Genomic DNA, 15034 nt, shown 5'->3' with positions numbered 1-15034 from the left:
AGATCGGATCAACCCAAAGCCTGCGATGCGCTGGCGTTACAGGGCCCACTGGGGAAGCCGGACCTGCCAGACCCCTGGTCGGTGACTGAGGTGTCGCAAAGGCGCCCGGTTCAGGTCCTGAATGCGGGGAGGTCAGACCGAAACGTGTTGCAGAAGCACCTCGCGCTCGGCCGAGGCGCGGTCGCGCTCCAGCACCACCTCGCCGCGCTTGAGCACGACGAAACGATCGCCCAGACCGTAGGCGAAGTCAAAGAACTGCTCGACGAGGATGATGGCCATCTCGTCCTTGTCGCGCAGGTATTTGATGACCTCGCCGATCTGCTGGATGATGTTGGGCTGGATGCCCTCGGTCGGTTCGTCCAGCAGCAGGAGCTTGGGTTTTGTAATCAGCGCCCGCGCGATGGCAAGCTGCTGTTGCTGCCCGCCCGAAAGGTCACCACCCCGGCGTGTGCGCATCTGCTTGAGCACCGGGAAAAGGTCGAAGATCTCGTCCGGGACGTGATGATCGGACCGCGGCAGGCAGGCATAGCCGGTTTCCAGGTTCTCCATCACCGTCATCAGCGGAAAGATGTCGCGACCCTGCGGGACATAGCCAACGCCCTTTTGTGCCAATGCGTGGGCAGGTGCCGGGCCAATCGCCTCACCGTCGATAAGCAGGTCACCCCCGGCGCGGGGATGGGTGCCGGAGATCGCCTTCAGAAGGCTGGTCTTGCCGACGCCATTGGTGCCCATCACACAGGTCACCTCGCCTGCCCGGGCCTGCATCGAGATGCCGTGGAGGATCTGCGAGTGCCCGTATTTCAGCGTCAAGTCGCGAGTTTCCAACATCGGTTTACCGTCCGAGATAGACATCGATGACGTCCTTGTTCTTGGTCACGTGATCGAGCGAGCCTTCGGCCAGCACCGAGCCTTCGTTGAGGACCGTGACCTTGCAGTTCAGTCGGCGGACGAACTCCATGTCGTGTTCAACCACCACGACGGCGTGTTTCTTTGCCGCTTCTACCAACATTGTGGTTGTCTTTTCCCGCTCTGCCGGTGTCATCCCGGCGGCGGGTTCGTCGACAAGCAGAAGGCGCGGGTCTTGCGCCAGCAACATGCCGATCTCCAGCCATTGCTTCTGACCATGGCTGAGTTCACCCGAGGTACGCGGCAGGGCATCCGTCAGCCCGATCATCTCTGCGATCTCCTCAATTCGGGCGGCAACGCGTTTGGACCTGCGATAGACCAGCACGTCGAACGGCCCGCGCTTGTTCGCCAGCGCCATGGCGAGGTTATCGCGCACGGTCTGGGCCTCGAAGACCGTGGGCTTCTGGAACTTGCGCCCGACGCCCGCGCGGGCGATCTGGCTTTCGCTCATCTTCAGAAGCGACACGGATTTTTCGCCAAAAAGCACCCGGCCCTCGTCAGGCTTCGTCTTGCCGGTGATAATGTCCATGAAGGTGGTCTTGCCGGCGCCGTTGGGTCCGATGATGGCGCGCAGTTCCGGCTCGCCGATCTGGAAGCTCAGGTTGTTGATCGCTTTGAAGCCGTCGAAGCTGACCGAGACGCCGGACATTTCAAGAAGCGTTTTCATGGCTTGCCCTCCTCCTTGCGTCGCGCGCCGCCGTCGGGACCATAGTCACCGACGCGGTCGGGGATCGGGTGGCGGATGGTGACGTAATCAAACAGCCCGCCAATGCCTTTCGGGAAGAAAAGCGTAACGACGACGAACGACAGGCCCAGCAGAACCAGCCACCAGTCGGTCCACTGGATGGTGTAGAAGCCCAGCGGAATGGAAGGCGCGCCGCCGCCGGTGAACCAGCTTGAGAGTAGCGACACGAAGGCCGCACCGATGACCGCGCCATAAAGCCGGCCACGCCCGCCGATGGCGACCCAGACCGCCAGATAGATCGAGGCAATTGGCGCGATCTCCGCCGGGTTGATAATGCCGGCCTGCGGGTAATAAAGCGCCCCGGCGATGCCCGCGACCACGGCCGTCAGAGTGAAGACGAAAAGCTTGTAGCTCTCGACATGGTAACCCAGAAAACGCACCCGCGCCTCGTTGTCGCGAATGGCCCGTATGACGCTGCCCATCTTGCCATCTACCACGAAGGCAAACAGCAGGTAGCCCACGCCCAGCGCCAGCGCCGAGGCCCAGAAGAAGGCCATGGAGATGACGCTCTGCGGCGTGTCCTCGAAACCAGGGATGTTCTGCAGGCCCGAGAGGCCGTTGTTGCCGCGCAGCCCGGTGTCGTTCTGGAACAGGTAAAGCGCCAGCGCCAGTGTCATCGCTTGGGTCAAAATCGACAGGTAGACACCGGTGACGCGGCTGCGGAAGGCGAGCCAGCCAAAGACAAGCGCCAGCAGGCCGGGGACGATCACGACGGCTGCCAGTTGCAGCGGCAGGGAATAGGCGAAGGTCCAGAGGCCGGGAAGCTCGGAGGCACCGACAACGCCGAAGATCTGCCCGGCGATGGCGTCCGTGACCTCTTGCGGGGTGGGCGGGAGTGCGCCGGCCTGCAGGCTCTCCAGCACGATGCCCTCGGTCCGGGCATACATCAGCCACATGCCGACGGCGTAGCCGCCGATGCCGAAGAAGGCGAAGTGACCGAGGCTGAGGATGCCGCAATAGCCCCAGACCACGTCCATCGCGATGGCAATGAGCGCGAGGCAGAGGGTCTTGCCGAGCGTTTTCACGAAACTGGTCGATACAAGGCCAACGCCGGTTGCCTCGGACAGCGCGGTCACGCCGAGGGTGAAGAGCGCCAGCGCCGCGAGGAACCACATCACCGACGGGTTGCGGAACAGGAAGGAGCGGGTCATCGGGTGGCCTCTGCGGTCAGGTCGAGGGTCATGAAGGTGCTGTGCGGATCGGTCACGTAGCTGCCGAACGGCCCGGCTTCGACAAACCCGGCACTGGCATAGAGCGCACGCGCGGCGGTGAAATCGGGGTGCACGCCGGTCTCAAGAGACAGCGAAGACAGTCCGCGCGCTTGCGCCTCTTCGATGATCGCGCGCAGCAAGGCCCGCGCGACGCCCTTGCCGCGGGCGGCCGAGGTCGTGTGCATCGACTTCACCTCGGCCTTGGTGTCCGTGAACTGGTTCAGAGCACCGATGCCGATCAGGTCGGGATCATAGACGCCCCAGACAGTAATCTGCGGTGCAAAGAGCGCGGAGACCGGCAGTCTGTGGCAGCTTTCGGCAGGCGCGGTGGCGTCGCAAAATGCGGTGTGGGTCTCCACCAGCCGTTCGACTTCGGGGGTGGGTTCGGGAAGGATGCGGATTTCCATGATCAATCTCCTGCGGCGCGGCCCTTGAGAGCGACGATACCCTTGGGCCGGAACTGGATGAAGAGAATGATGAAGAGGATCATGTAGGTCTGCGCCGCCAGCGTGTTGGACGGATTGAAGAACTCGATGCCCTTTTGCAGGAAGCCAATCAGCGTGGCGCCCGCCAGTGTGCCCCAGACGTTGCCGACGCCGCCCACGACCACGGTCATGAAGCTCTGCACGATGTAATCGGCGCCCATTTCCGACGTGACCTTTGCATAAAGCCCGATGGCGACACCCGCGATGCCGGCGATGCCCGAGCCCAGGCCGAAGGTGAGCATGTTGATGCGGTCGGGGTTGATGCCCATCGACGACGCCATGCGCGGGTTCTGCGTCACCGCTCGGACTTCAAGCCCGAGCCGGGTTTTCTTCAGGATGAAGAGCAGCAGGCCGAGAAACATCAGCGCCAGCACGAAGATCGCGATCCGGATGTAGGAAATCTGCACCACGTCATTGATCACCCATGCCCCGTCGAGCCAGCCCGGCGAGGTCAGAGGCCGCGCCTGCGTGCCGAAGATGTTCTTCGCCAGCTGTTGCAGTGCGATCGAGATGCCGAAGGTGGCCAGCAGCGTCTCAAGCGGGCGGTGGTAGAGCCAGCGGATCACCAACCGCTCCATCGCCACGCCGGCGGCGAATGTGACGGCGAAAGCCAGCGGCAGGGCGACGATCAGCGACAGGGTGTAGTCGGGGATGAAGAGCTGGACGACATAGCCGGTGTAGGCGCCCATCATGATGAATTCGCCATGCGCCATGTTGATCACCCCCATCACGCCGAAGGTGATGGCAAGGCCGATGGCCGCGAGGAAATATATCGAGGCCAGAGACACCGCGTCCATCGTCAGGTCGATGGTCTGGCCGATGCCAACGCGGGTGCGCACGGCGGCCAGGGTCTCTTCTGCGATCGCGGTAATGGCGGGATCGGCCTCGTCGTAGACGTCGAAAAAGACATGGGCTGCCAGCGCCGCGTCGATGTCAGCATCGGTCACTAGCGGGGCGACGGTGCCGTCGCCGGCAAGCGCGGCATAGGCGCGGGCGCGGGCCTCGGGGGTGCCGAGCTGACCTGTCGGAACCCCGCCGACGCGACCGTCGATGATATTGCTTTCCAGCGCGGCGCGGACTTCGTCGGCGCGGATCACCGGCCGGGCAAGGCCGGCCTCGACCAACGCGGCATAGGCCACGTCACGGTCGATGCCGTCGCCAGAGGTCATGACGCGGGTGATGTTTGCGTCCTTGGGCAATTCACCCGCGGCTGAGAACTGCGTGGCGAGGATCTGGTTCAACACCGCGCGGCCTTCGACGCTGAGGTCACCGGACAGGGCGCGGATGGCGTTGACGCGGGCGTCGATCGTGGTGCCGAAACGGGCCGTGAGGTAGTTGGCAGCGCGTTCCTTTCGGCTGCGAAGGGTCGGGTCCGTCTCGCCCTCGATTGAAGCGGTAAGCGCGTCCAGCTGCGACGGACCCGGGTTGCGCGAAATGGCGTCGAGCGCGTCGCGGCGGCGTGCGATATCCGGGTCCGAGAGCTGAAACTGCACCAGCGCGGCCCCGATCGCGCGGCGCACACCGCCGTTGGGCTTGATGCGGGCCAGGGCGTCGCCTGAGGCCTTGGCCACGACGTTGCCACTGTCGATATCGGTGAGGGCGTATTCGTCACCGGACTTCTCGGCGTAGAAGAACCGACCGTCCGCTGCGCGCGTCCAGACGTTCTTTTCCGCATAGCGGTTCAGGAACTCCGGCACTTGCGGCAGGCCGGAGTCCACGAGATCCCCCAGCACCGTGTCGATGGTGCGGCGCGAGGGCTTGGCGACCAGCGGCGCGTGGGTCTTCAAGATCGCTTGAAGGGTTGGCTCGGCGGGGTGCGTGGGGGCCTGATCCTGTGCCGTTGCCGCCAGCGGCAGGCAAAGCAGGGCCAGGCACGCGGAGAGTACGCGGTGCATGTTCATCGGCCTGTCAGTCGAAGGGTGCAGGGGCGCGACCGGAGCCGCGCCCGCCGGATGGTCAGATCAATAGTTGGATTTGATCTGTACGCAGGTCTCGGTGTTGGTGTTGTACATGCCGCAGCCGAGGTCTTTCCAATCCGACTTCAGCACCGCCGATTCAGGCAGAAAATCGGTCCAGGCGTCGCCCGGCACTTCCTTAGTCTGGCTGACGATGTCGAACTGGCCGTCCTCGGTTATTTCACCGATCAGCACCGGCTTGGCCAGATGGTGGTTCGGCAGCATCACCGCGGTGCCTCCGGTCAGGTTCGGGAACTCCTGGCCGTACATCGCGGCGCGCACGGCATCCACGTCAGTTGTCTCCGCCGCTTCCACCGCGTTCACCCACATGTTGAAGCCGATGTAATGGGCTTCCATCGGGTCGTTAGTCACGCGCTCCTCGCCCATTCGGGCCTTCCAGGTTTCGATGAATTCGGCGTTGGCGTCGGTCTCGGCCGACTGGAAGTAGTTCCACGCGGCCAGGTGACCGACGAGGTTCGAGGTATCCAGACCCGACAGCTCTTCTTCACCGACTGAGAAGGCCACGACGGGAATATCATCCGCGGATACCCCCGCGGCGGCCAGTTCCTTGTAGAAACCGATGTTGGCGTCGCCGTTGATGGTGGAGATCACGCCCACCTGCTTGCCATCCGCGCCCAGCGCCACGACATCGGCCACGATGGTGGCCCAATCCGAGTGCCCAAAGGGGGTGTAGTTGACGAAGATGTCGTCCTCGGCGATGCCCTTGGACTTCAGGTAGGACTCCAAGATGTTGTTGGTGGTGCGCGGGTAGACGTAGTCAGTGCCTAGCAGGGCGAATTTCTCGACGCCGAGTTCGTCTAGGAAGTAGTCGGTTGCCGGGATCGCCTGCTGGTTGGGCGCGGCGCCGGTGTAGAAGACGTTCTTCGACGATTCCTCGCCTTCATACTGCACGGGGTAGAACAGCAGGCCGTTCAGCTCTTCGATTACCGGCAAGACGGATTTACGGCTGACGCTCGTCCAGTTGCCGAAGATCACGTCAACTTCGTGTACCGACAGCAGTTCGCGCGCCTTCTCGGCAAACAGGGGCCAGTCCGACGCCGGGTCGACCACGACGGCCTCAAGCTCGCAACCCAGAACCCCGCCCTTTTCGTTCTGCTGTTCGACCAGCATTTCGACGGTATCCTTGAGCGTCGTCTCCGAGATCGCCATGGTGCCGGAAAGCGAATGCAGTACGCCGACCTTGATCGGGCACTCCGCGGCCAGCGTCGGGGCGGCGGCGAACATGCCGAGTGCGGCGATACTGGTCATGGTCTTGGTGTAACGGGTCATCTATATCTCCCCGCAGGGTACTTGACCGGCCAAGCGTGCCATGCACGGGCGGGTCTGCCCTGCAACATCAGTGTTGCGAATGTGTGGCGGCCGGAGCGAATGCCAGTTCAGAAGGCCGTCACACGCCCATCGCTTCGGATCATGTCCTGCGGCTGAGCGACTACAGGCATTCTGCATTGCGGCGATCGGATCAATTCCACCGGCGTATTTTCCGCAACTCTCGCAGCGATTGCCCCTTTTGCAGGCAGTAATCCGCAATTTTGCCCGATAATTATGCGCGAGGCCCCGGCACGAGCTTCGAATCTGCTGCGAACCTACCCATTTCCGATCGGAACTGCTCATTAAACGGCGACCGTCCCGCCAACCCGGAGCAATCCCATCACCCTGCATCCTGGCCATATCATCGAAGCCACGCAGCCGCGCACCCGCGGCAGGATTGCCCTGTCGACCAAGCGTCGCGGACCGGATAGCGTGATCGACGGGCTGCGGCAGCAGGGTTCCTACAAGACGCTGTTTCCCTGCACGGGGAGCATGCTGCAGGCGATCATTATTAACACCTCGGGCGGCGTGACCGGTGGCGACAAGCTGTCGCTTCAGGCTACTGTGGGCGAAGGTACAGGGCTGGGCTTGACGACACAGGCCGCCGAACGCGCCTATCGATCGCGCGGGGGCGAGTTTGGCCATATGGACACCCGCCTGCAGGTGGCTAAGGGCGGACTGCTGCACTGGCTCCCGCAAGAGCTGATCCTTTACAATGGATGCGCAATTTCGCGCACCTTGCGGATCGAACTTGCCCCGGACGCCCGACTGCTGATGGTCGAACCGGTGGTCTTCGGACGCGCGGCCATGGGCGAGCGGTTGAACTCGGGTCGTTTTCACGATCGGATCGAGGTCCGCCGCGCCGGAGGGCCTCTCTACTGCGATGGGGTCCGGCTGGAAGGCGCCATTTCGGACCGCCTCGCACAGACACCTGTTGCCGATGGCGCAGGTGCCATGGCCTGCCTCCTATATGTCGCTCCCGATGCCGAGGCGTTGCTGCCCGCCGTCCGCGATCATCTGCCTGCGACCGGTGGCGTCAGCCTGCTGTCCCCCGACGTCATGGCCCTGCGCCTGCTCACCCCCGACAGCCACCTGCTGCGCCGTCACCTTCTGCCCGTGCTCGACCTGCTCTCGAACGACACGCTGCCCATGTCCTGGAGACTCTGACCCATGCAACTCACTCCCCGTGAAAAGGACAAGCTGCTGATCGCCATGGCGGCCGAGGTCGCCCGCAAGCGGCTGGCCCGTGGCGTGGCGCTGAACCACCCTGAGGCCATCGCCCTGATCACCCACGCCGTCGTCGAAGGCGCCCGCGACGGTCGGTCGGTAGCCGATATGATGGAGGCCGGCGCAGAGGTCGTCACTCGCGACGACTGCATGGAAGGCGTGCCCGAAATGATCCACGAGGTGCAGGTCGAGGCCACCTTTCCCGACGGCACCAAGCTTGTCACCGTCCACAATCCGATCCGTTAACCATAGGCCGGGCTTCAGCCCGGCGCCCGCACTAGGAGCCTATTCATGACCCGCATGCTTGCCCCCGCGCTCGTATTGACAGCCTCCCCCGCCTTTGCCCACTCCGGCCCGCACCTGCATCCGCACGGCGCAGGCAACTGGCTGACCGTGGCGCTGGCGCTGGGCTTCGTCGCCCTCGCCGCCACAATTGCAACCTTGCGCAAATGATCCCCGGCGAGCTCATCCCCGCCGACGGCACGCTGACGCTGAACGACGGCGCAAAGGCGATCACGCTGATGGTCGCCAATACCGGCGACCGTCCGGTGCAGGTGGGCTCGCATTACCACTTTGCCGAAGCCAATCCCGCCCTAGATTTCGACCGTGACGCCGCGCACGGGAAACGGCTGGACATCGCTGCCGGCACCGCGGTCCGGTTCGAACCCGGCCAGCGGCGCGAGGTCAGCCTGATCCCTGTCTCCGGTGCGCGCCGCATCTACGGCTTCAATCAACGGGTAATGGGTAAATTATGAAATACGATGTCTACACCGATCCTTTCGGCATGCTGAAATTCCAGACACAGGCCATGCTGATGGCGATGGAGGCCAGCGCGGTCATCTCGATGCGGGTCATGGGCTGGGCTGGCGTGTGGTCCGTCCTGCCATCCGAAAACACCCGCATGGTGACCGAAAAGCAGAAAGCCTTCACCGAGGCCGGCATGCGCATGGTGCTGGGCACGATGAAGGGCCAGGAAAATCACAAGACGCTGAGCCACGCGCTGAAGCCCATCCGCTCCACCACCAAGTCCAATGTCGGCCGGCTGATCAAGCGCGGGCCGAAGAAACGGAAGTAGCTCGCCAATGCCAACCACCATCAAACGCGCCGATCATGCCGCAATGTTCGGCCCAACCGTGGGCGACCGGCTGCGGTTGGCTGACACCGACCTGATCATCGAGGTCGAGCGTGACCTGACCGGACCCTACGGCGAAGAGGTCAAGTTCGGCGGCGGCAAGGTTGTCCGTGACGGCATGGGCCAGAGCCAGGTCACCCGCGCCGGCGGCGCAGTGGACACCGTCATCACCAATGCGCTGATCGTCGACTGGACCGGTATCGTGAAGGCCGACGTGGGTCTCAGGGACGGCCGTATCGCCGCCATCGGCAAGGCCGGCAACCCCGACACGCAGCCGGGCGTCGACATCATCATAGGGCCGGGCACCGAGGTCATCGCGGGTGAAGGCCGCATCCTCACCGCCGGCGGCTTCGACAGCCACATCCATTTCATCTGCCCGCAGCAGATAGAGGACGCGCTACATTCCGGCCTGACCACGATGCTCGGCGGCGGCACCGGCCCGGCGCATGGCACCTTGGCCACCACCTGTACCCCCGGACCGTGGCACATCGGGCGGATGCTTCAGGCGGCGGACGCTTTCCCGATGAACCTCGCATTCGCGGGCAAGGGCAACGCATCGCTGCCCGAAGCGCTGGTGGAGCAGGTCAGGGGCGGTGCCTGCGCGCTGAAACTGCACGAGGACTGGGGCACCACGCCCGCCACAATCGACTGTTGCCTGTCGGTGGCCGACGACATGGACGTGCAGGTGATGATCCACACGGACACGCTGAACGAGAGCGGGTTCGTCGAGCATACCGTCAAAGCCATGAAGGGCCGCACCATCCACGCCTTCCACACCGAGGGCGCCGGCGGCGGCCACGCCCCCGACATCATCAAGATCTGCGGTGAAGAGCATGTTCTGCCCTCGTCCACCAATCCGACGCGTCCGTTCACGGTAAACACGTTGGAAGAGCACCTCGACATGCTCATGGTCTGTCATCATCTCGACAAACGGGTCCCGGAGGACGTGGCCTTTGCCGAAAGCCGCATCCGGCGCGAGACCATCGCCGCCGAGGATATCCTGCACGACATGGGCGCCTTTTCGATCATCGCCTCTGACAGCCAGGCCATGGGTCGGGTGGGCGAGGTACTGATCCGCACCTGGCAGACCGCTGACAAGATGAAGAAGCAGCGCGGACGGCTCCCCGAAGAAACCGGCGACAACGACAATTTCCGTGTCCGCCGATACATCGCCAAGTACACTATCAACCCTGCCATCGCGCATGGTCTGAGCCACGAAATCGGTTCCATTGAAGTGGGCAAACGCGCCGATCTGGTGCTTTGGAACCCGGCCTTCTTCGGCGTGAAGCCCGAGATGGTCCTGTTGGGCGGCACCATCGCCTGTGCACAGATGGGCGATCCCAACGCCTCGATCCCGACACCGCAGCCGGTCTATTCCCGGCCGATGTGGGGCGCGTATGGCCGCTCGGTCGAACACTCCGCCGTGACTTTTGTCAGCGCCGCCGCCCAGGCCGAGGAGATCGGCGCAACATGGGGCTTGGCCAAGCGGACCGTTGCAGTGGAAAACACCCGCAAGATCGGCAAGTCACACCTCAAGCTGAACACGGCGACACCGGAGGTCGAGGTTCACCCCGAAACCTACGAAGTGCGCGCGGACGGCGAATTGCTGACCTGCCAGCCCGCCGAGGTGCTGCCGATGGCGCAGCGGTATTTCCTTTTCTAGGGCCCCGGGCATGAGCTTCCTCTTTCCAGCGCGTCTGTCCGCCTTGTTCGCACCCAAGCTTGCCGCAGCATCCCAAACAAGGTGTAAACGATGACCCTCCCCGTCACCCAGACCGTAATCGCCCACCCCGACAATTTCACCGACCGCGTGCATCTGACCTATGACGACCGTTTTCTGCGCCGCAAGGTGCTGACCAGCGAACGCGGCCTGCGTTTTCTTGTCGATCTCGATCACGCCACGTCTGTCGATCACGGGCACGGCTTTGTGCTGCCGAATGGTGCCTGCATCGCGATGGTGGCGGCCGAAGAAGACCTCTATGCCGTGACCGGGGACCTCGTCCGCCTAGCCTGGCACATCGGCAACCGGCACACGCCTTGCCAGATCGGCGACGACCGTCTGCTGATCCAGCGCGACAAGGTGATCGGTCACATGCTGGAGCATCTGGGCGCCACCCTAATTGAGGTGTCCGAGCCCTTCACTCCCGAGGGCGGCGCCTATGGCCATGGCCGTACCCATGCGCATGAGCACGGACACACGGCGCATGCACACTGACCTTCTGACCCTGCAACACTGGCTGTCGCCGTCTTTTCCGGTCGGCGCCTTCGCCTATTCGCACGGGTTGGAGCTGGCAATCGCGCGCGGATGGGTGATGTCATCCGACAGCCTGCGCGATTGGCTAGCGCCGCTTCTGACCGAAGGCAGCGGGCGTTCGGACGCGGTGCTTCTGTCACTGGCCTACCGCGCGGACACGCCAAGGGACCTGGACGCAGTCGACGCCACAGCCCGCGCTTTCGCCCCGGCAGCCGAGCGATTGCTGGAGGCCGACCTGCAGGGCGCGGCCTTTGCCGGAACGGTGCACGCGGTCTGGGGCCTTGAGCTGCCGGACATGCTGCTGCCGGTGGCGATCGGGCGGGCGGCGGCGTTGGCCGGCCTGCCGTTGCAGCAGACCTCTGCGATGTACCTGCATGCCTTCGTGGCCAACCTGACATCGGCGGCGATCCGGCTGATGCCGCTGGGCCAGACCGAAGGGCAGGCAGTTCTGGCGGCACAGACACCCCTTTGCGCCCATATCGCCGAAGAAACCGCCGCTGCCACACATGACGACCTTTACTCCAACGCCTTCCTGTCTGACGTGGCGGCAATGGCGCATGAAACCCAACAACCGAGGCTCTTTCGCACATGATACGGATGAACGGACCCCTACGGATCGGCATCGGCGGCCCCGTGGGCGCCGGCAAGACCACGCTGACGGCCAAGCTGGCGCAGTTGATGCATCCCGCCTATTCCATCGGCGTCATCACCAATGACATCTACACGCAGGAGGACGCCGAAGCGCTGATGCGGATGCAGGTGCTGCCGCAGGACCGGGTGATGGGCGTAGAAACCGGCGGCTGTCCGCACACCGCGATCCGCGAGGACGCCTCGATCAACCTCGCGGCCATCACCGAGATGCTCAAGCTGCATGATGACCTCGAGGTGGTGCTGGTGGAGTCGGGTGGCGACAACCTGTCGGCCACTTTCAGCCCCGAGCTGGCGGATTTCACCATCTACGTGATCGACGTGGCTGCCGGTGACGAGATCCCTCGCAAAGGCGGGCCGGCGATCACCAAGTCGGACCTGCTGATCATCAACAAGACCGATTTGGCGCCGCACGTCGGCGCTTCTCTGGAGGTGATGGAGCGTGACGCAAGGCGGATGCGTGAGGGGCGGCCGTTCCTGTTTACAGCGCTGCGGCACGGCACCGGCCCCGACGCAGTGCTGGCGACGATCTGCGACCTGGCCGGCCTGCGACGGATCGGCGACATCGCGGCTGAATGAGGACGCCGATCTGTCGACAAATCGGTGAAAATCCATTGATGGATTTTGCACCGCGCATGAAAAAGCCGCCCGGTTCGATGCGGGCGGCTTGCTTGTTCTTTAAGGTAGCGATCAGCCGATGATGGCGTTCAACGTCGCACTCGGGCGCATCACCTCAGCCTTCTTTTCGACGCTGGGCTTGTAGTAGCCGCCGATGTCGACCGGCTTGCCCTGCGCCTCGGCCAGTTCACCGGTGATCTGCGCTTCCTTCTCGGCCAGCTCCTTGGCGATCGGCTCGAAGTGCGCCGCGAGATCGGCGTCCTGCGACTGCGCCGCCAGAGCCTCGGCCCAGTAGCGGGCGAACCAGTAGTGGCTGTCGCGGTTATCAGGTTCGCCCACCTTGCGCGAGGGCGACCGGTCATTGTCGAGGATGCCCTGCGTGGCAACCTCGGCGGCCTCGCCCAGCACGCCGGCCTTGGCATTGCCCTGGCTGTCGGCGAGGAACTTGAGGCTCTCGCCCAGCGCGCAGAATTCGCCCATCGAATCCCAGCGCAGGTGGTTCTCCTCGACCAGTTGCTGCACGTGCTTCGGCGCGGATCCGCCGGCGCCGGTCTCGAACAGCCCGCCGCCGTTCATCAGCTTGACGATCGACAGCATCTTGGCCGAGGTGCCCAGCTCGAGGATCGGGAACAGGTCGGTCAGGTAGTCGCGCAGCACGTTGCCGGTGATGGCGATGGAATCGTCGCCGGCAGTGATGGTCTTCAGCGCAGCGCGGGTAGCCTCACGCGGGGCCATGATCTGGAACTTGTCGGCAACGCCGGCCTCTGCAAGGATCGGTTTGACGTAGGCGATCAGCTCGGCGTCGTGGGCGCGGGTCTCGTCCAGCCAGAAGATCGACTCGGCGCCGGTCAGGCGCTGGCGGTCCATGGCAAGCTGCACCCAGTTCTCGATCGGTGCCTTCTTGGTGGTGCAGGCGCGCCAGATGTCGCCGGCTTCCACGCCATGCGCATGCAGCACGTCGCCATTTTCCAGCACGATGCGGAAGATGCCGTCGGAAGGTGCCTCGAAGGTGGTCGGGTGCGAGCCGTATTCCTCGGCCTTCTGGGCCATCAGGCCGACGTTCTGCACTGTCCCGGCGGTGGACGGGTCCAAAGCGCCGTTCTCCTTGAAGAACTTCACGCTCTCGTCATAGACCGGCGCGTAGGAATTGTCGGGGATCACGCAGTTGGTGTCGTGCTCCTGCCCGTCCGGACCCCAGCCCTTGCCACCCGCACGGATCAACGCCGGCATCGAAGCATCGATGATGACATCCGAAGGCACGTGCAGGTTGGTGATGCCCTTGTCGGAATTCACCATGTACATCGGCGGGCGCTGGTCACGGACCTCTTCGATGGCGGCCATGATTTCTGGCTTGTCCTTCACCCGCTCCAGAAGATCTCCCATGCCGGAATTGGGGTTCACACCCGCGGCCTTCAGGTCGTCGCCGTACTTCTCGAACACTGGCTTCAGCCATTCGCGGACTGCGTGGCCGAAGATGATCGGGTCCGAGACCTTCATCATCGTGGCCTTCATGTGCAGTGAAAACAGCGTACCGTCGGCCTTGGTCTCTTCGATCTGTAGCGCGAGGAAGTCCGACAGCGCCTTGGCCGACATGTAGGTCGCGTCGACCACGGTACCTTCGTCCAGCGCCCAGCCGTCCTTCATCACCTCGGTGCTACCATCCTTGCCGACGAATTCGATCTTCGCGTTGCCCGCCTGCGCGGCGCTCATCGTGGCCGAGACCTCGTTGGAGCGGAAGTCGTTTCCGTCCATCGACGACACCTTGGTCTTGGAGTCATTCGACCATTTGCCCATGCGGTGCGGGTTGTTCTGCGCGTCCTTCTTGACGGCCTTGGCGGCGCGACGGTCCGAGTTGCCTTCGCGCAGCACCGGGTTCACGGCCGAGCCTTTTATGCCGTCATAACGGGCGCGGATCGCTTTTTCCTCGTCGGTGTTCGGGGCTTCGGGGTAGTCGGGCAGCGCATAGCCCTGCCCCTGAAGCTCCTTCACCGCGGCGACAAGCTGCGGCACCGAGGCCGAGATGTTGGGCAGCTTGATGACGTTGGCGTCGAGCTGCTTGACCAGTCGCCCCAGCTCCGCAAGATCGTCGGACTGGCGCTGGTCCTCAGTCAGGCTTTCGGGGAACGTGGCGAGGATCCGGCCGGCGAGCGAGATGTCCTTGGTGCCGACGGTGATTCCGGCTGCCGACGCGAACTTGCGGATGATCGGCAGGAACGACGCGCTGGCGAGTTCCGGCGCTTCGTCTACAATGGTATACAATATGTCGGGAGACTTGTTCTCGGCCATGATCTGATGCCCTTTTCTGACAGTGGAAACGCAGGTTTCTTTCGGACGTAAAGGCGGCTGCCACCCCGTCCCGGCGCAGCCCGGACTTCGCCAAATGCTTCGGTTGTCGCCGGGTTAGCCGAGCAGCGGCGCGATTTCAACCGGACAAACACGCGCGGGGTGGACCACGCGGCGGTTGCCTGATCCGCAGCGGCGTCCCGGACCTGATCCGGGACCTCCACGTCAGCGCCGGCCCTGA

Annotated in this window: 16 protein-coding genes; 9 read left to right on the top strand and 7 right to left on the bottom strand. The window is 63.9% G+C overall.

The features are described 5' to 3' along the window. Nucleotides 1–132: 132 nt before the first annotated feature. The 6 genes from urtE to urtA all read right to left on the bottom strand — a co-directional run bounded on the left by urtE (nucleotide 133) and on the right by urtA (nucleotide 6571). Nucleotides 133–828: an urea ABC transporter ATP-binding subunit UrtE gene (gene urtE, locus AC04PT_RS05980; protein WP_482873076.1), complete on the bottom strand. Its 696-nt coding sequence runs from the start codon at nucleotides 826–828 to the stop codon at nucleotides 133–135. Nucleotides 829–832: 4 nt separating this feature from the next. Then, complete coding sequence (urtD, locus tag AC04PT_RS05975; RefSeq protein WP_482872679.1) at nucleotides 833–1573, bottom strand: urea ABC transporter ATP-binding protein UrtD; 741 nt, start codon at nucleotides 1571–1573, stop codon at nucleotides 833–835. Further along, entirely contained in the window at nucleotides 1570–2802 is a 1233-nt protein-coding gene (urtC, locus tag AC04PT_RS05970) for an urea ABC transporter permease subunit UrtC (protein ID WP_482872678.1), read from the bottom strand. Before urtC ends, urtD begins: the two co-directional genes overlap by 4 nt. Then, on the bottom strand, nucleotides 2799–3269 hold the full coding sequence (locus AC04PT_RS05965; RefSeq protein ID WP_482872677.1) for a GNAT family N-acetyltransferase: 471 nt from the start codon (nucleotides 3267–3269) through the stop codon (nucleotides 2799–2801). The genes urtC and AC04PT_RS05965 overlap by 4 nt, the downstream gene beginning before the upstream one ends. Before the next feature lie 2 nt (nucleotides 3270–3271). Next, nucleotides 3272–5242, bottom strand: coding sequence for an urea ABC transporter permease subunit UrtB (gene urtB / locus AC04PT_RS05960; protein WP_482872676.1), 1971 nt, complete (start codon nucleotides 5240–5242; stop codon nucleotides 3272–3274). Between the two features lie 66 nt (nucleotides 5243–5308). After that, entirely contained in the window at nucleotides 5309–6571 is a 1263-nt protein-coding gene (gene urtA / locus AC04PT_RS05955) for an urea ABC transporter substrate-binding protein (RefSeq protein WP_482873075.1), read from the bottom strand. A gap of 492 nt (nucleotides 6572–7063) precedes the next feature. Here urtA and AC04PT_RS05950 point away from each other — a divergent pair, with 492 nt between their 5' ends. The 9 genes from AC04PT_RS05950 (at nucleotide 7064) to ureG (ending at nucleotide 12471) form a co-directional block, all read left to right on the top strand. Beyond that, nucleotides 7064–7798, top strand: coding sequence for an urease accessory protein UreD (locus AC04PT_RS05950; RefSeq protein ID WP_482872674.1), 735 nt, complete (start codon nucleotides 7064–7066; stop codon nucleotides 7796–7798). Between the two features lie 3 nt (nucleotides 7799–7801). Beyond that, nucleotides 7802–8104, top strand: a complete 303-nt coding sequence (locus AC04PT_RS05945; RefSeq protein ID WP_482872672.1) for an urease subunit gamma — start codon at nucleotides 7802–7804, stop codon at nucleotides 8102–8104. Nucleotides 8105–8149: 45 nt separating this feature from the next. Beyond that, nucleotides 8150–8311 (top strand): hypothetical protein, encoded by a 162-nt coding sequence (locus AC04PT_RS05940; protein WP_482872671.1) that lies wholly within the window; start codon nucleotides 8150–8152, stop codon nucleotides 8309–8311. Next, the gene (locus AC04PT_RS05935; protein ID WP_482872669.1) at nucleotides 8308–8613 is read left to right on the top strand and encodes an urease subunit beta; all 306 of its coding nucleotides are present in this window, start codon (nucleotides 8308–8310) and stop codon (nucleotides 8611–8613) included. The genes AC04PT_RS05940 and AC04PT_RS05935 overlap by 4 nt, the downstream gene beginning before the upstream one ends. Then, the gene (locus AC04PT_RS05930; RefSeq protein WP_482872668.1) at nucleotides 8610–8933 is read left to right on the top strand and encodes a hypothetical protein; all 324 of its coding nucleotides are present in this window, start codon (nucleotides 8610–8612) and stop codon (nucleotides 8931–8933) included. The genes AC04PT_RS05935 and AC04PT_RS05930 overlap by 4 nt, the downstream gene beginning before the upstream one ends. 7 nt (nucleotides 8934–8940) lie before the next feature. After that, complete coding sequence (ureC, locus tag AC04PT_RS05925; protein ID WP_482872667.1) at nucleotides 8941–10653, top strand: urease subunit alpha; 1713 nt, start codon at nucleotides 8941–8943, stop codon at nucleotides 10651–10653. A gap of 90 nt (nucleotides 10654–10743) precedes the next feature. Beyond that, nucleotides 10744–11205, top strand: a complete 462-nt coding sequence (locus AC04PT_RS05920) for an urease accessory protein UreE (RefSeq protein WP_482872666.1) — start codon at nucleotides 10744–10746, stop codon at nucleotides 11203–11205. Further along, the gene (locus tag AC04PT_RS05915; RefSeq protein ID WP_482872665.1) at nucleotides 11195–11836 is read left to right on the top strand and encodes an urease accessory protein UreF; all 642 of its coding nucleotides are present in this window, start codon (nucleotides 11195–11197) and stop codon (nucleotides 11834–11836) included. The genes AC04PT_RS05920 and AC04PT_RS05915 overlap by 11 nt, the downstream gene beginning before the upstream one ends. Continuing rightward, nucleotides 11833–12471, top strand: a complete 639-nt coding sequence (gene ureG / locus AC04PT_RS05910) for an urease accessory protein UreG (RefSeq protein WP_482872664.1) — start codon at nucleotides 11833–11835, stop codon at nucleotides 12469–12471. Before AC04PT_RS05915 ends, ureG begins: the two co-directional genes overlap by 4 nt. 111 nt (nucleotides 12472–12582) lie before the next feature. Here the strand turns inward: ureG and AC04PT_RS05905 are convergent, their stop codons facing one another. Beyond that, entirely contained in the window at nucleotides 12583–14796 is a 2214-nt protein-coding gene (locus tag AC04PT_RS05905) for an NADP-dependent isocitrate dehydrogenase (protein ID WP_482872663.1), read from the bottom strand. Between the last annotated feature and the right edge of the window lie 238 nt (nucleotides 14797–15034).

The organism is Litorisediminivivens sp. KMU-197, from assembly GCF_056858395.1.
Note: the sequence above shows the minus strand (reverse complement) of the source record. Positions and strands in the feature narration are given on the sequence as shown.

What these genes read in the sequence shown, in the direction of transcription:
- AC04PT_RS05915 (WP_482872665.1), top strand. Translation starts at nt 11,195, where the DNA reads ATGCACACTGACCTTCTGACCCTGCAACACTGGCTGTCGCCGTCTTTT.
- AC04PT_RS05930 (WP_482872668.1), top strand. Translation starts at nt 8,610, where the DNA reads ATGAAATACGATGTCTACACCGATCCTTTCGGCATGCTGAAATTCCAG.
- AC04PT_RS05920 (WP_482872666.1), top strand. Translation starts at nt 10,744, where the DNA reads ATGACCCTCCCCGTCACCCAGACCGTAATCGCCCACCCCGACAATTTC.
- AC04PT_RS05935 (WP_482872669.1), top strand. Translation starts at nt 8,308, where the DNA reads ATGATCCCCGGCGAGCTCATCCCCGCCGACGGCACGCTGACGCTGAAC.
- AC04PT_RS05945 (WP_482872672.1), top strand. Translation starts at nt 7,802, where the DNA reads ATGCAACTCACTCCCCGTGAAAAGGACAAGCTGCTGATCGCCATGGCG.
- ureC (WP_482872667.1), top strand. Translation starts at nt 8,941, where the DNA reads ATGCCAACCACCATCAAACGCGCCGATCATGCCGCAATGTTCGGCCCA.
- ureG (WP_482872664.1), top strand. Translation starts at nt 11,833, where the DNA reads ATGATACGGATGAACGGACCCCTACGGATCGGCATCGGCGGCCCCGTG.
- AC04PT_RS05965 (WP_482872677.1), bottom strand. Translation starts at nt 3,269, where the DNA reads ATGGAAATCCGCATCCTTCCCGAACCCACCCCCGAAGTCGAACGGCTG.
- urtD (WP_482872679.1), bottom strand. Translation starts at nt 1,573, where the DNA reads ATGAAAACGCTTCTTGAAATGTCCGGCGTCTCGGTCAGCTTCGACGGC.
- AC04PT_RS05940 (WP_482872671.1), top strand. Translation starts at nt 8,150, where the DNA reads ATGACCCGCATGCTTGCCCCCGCGCTCGTATTGACAGCCTCCCCCGCC.
- urtA (WP_482873075.1), bottom strand. Translation starts at nt 6,571, where the DNA reads ATGACCAGTATCGCCGCACTCGGCATGTTCGCCGCCGCCCCGACGCTG.
- urtE (WP_482873076.1), bottom strand. Translation starts at nt 828, where the DNA reads ATGTTGGAAACTCGCGACTTGACGCTGAAATACGGGCACTCGCAGATC.
- urtC (WP_482872678.1), bottom strand. Translation starts at nt 2,802, where the DNA reads ATGACCCGCTCCTTCCTGTTCCGCAACCCGTCGGTGATGTGGTTCCTC.
- urtB (WP_482872676.1), bottom strand. Translation starts at nt 5,242, where the DNA reads ATGCACCGCGTACTCTCCGCGTGCCTGGCCCTGCTTTGCCTGCCGCTG.
- AC04PT_RS05905 (WP_482872663.1), bottom strand. Translation starts at nt 14,796, where the DNA reads ATGGCCGAGAACAAGTCTCCCGACATATTGTATACCATTGTAGACGAA.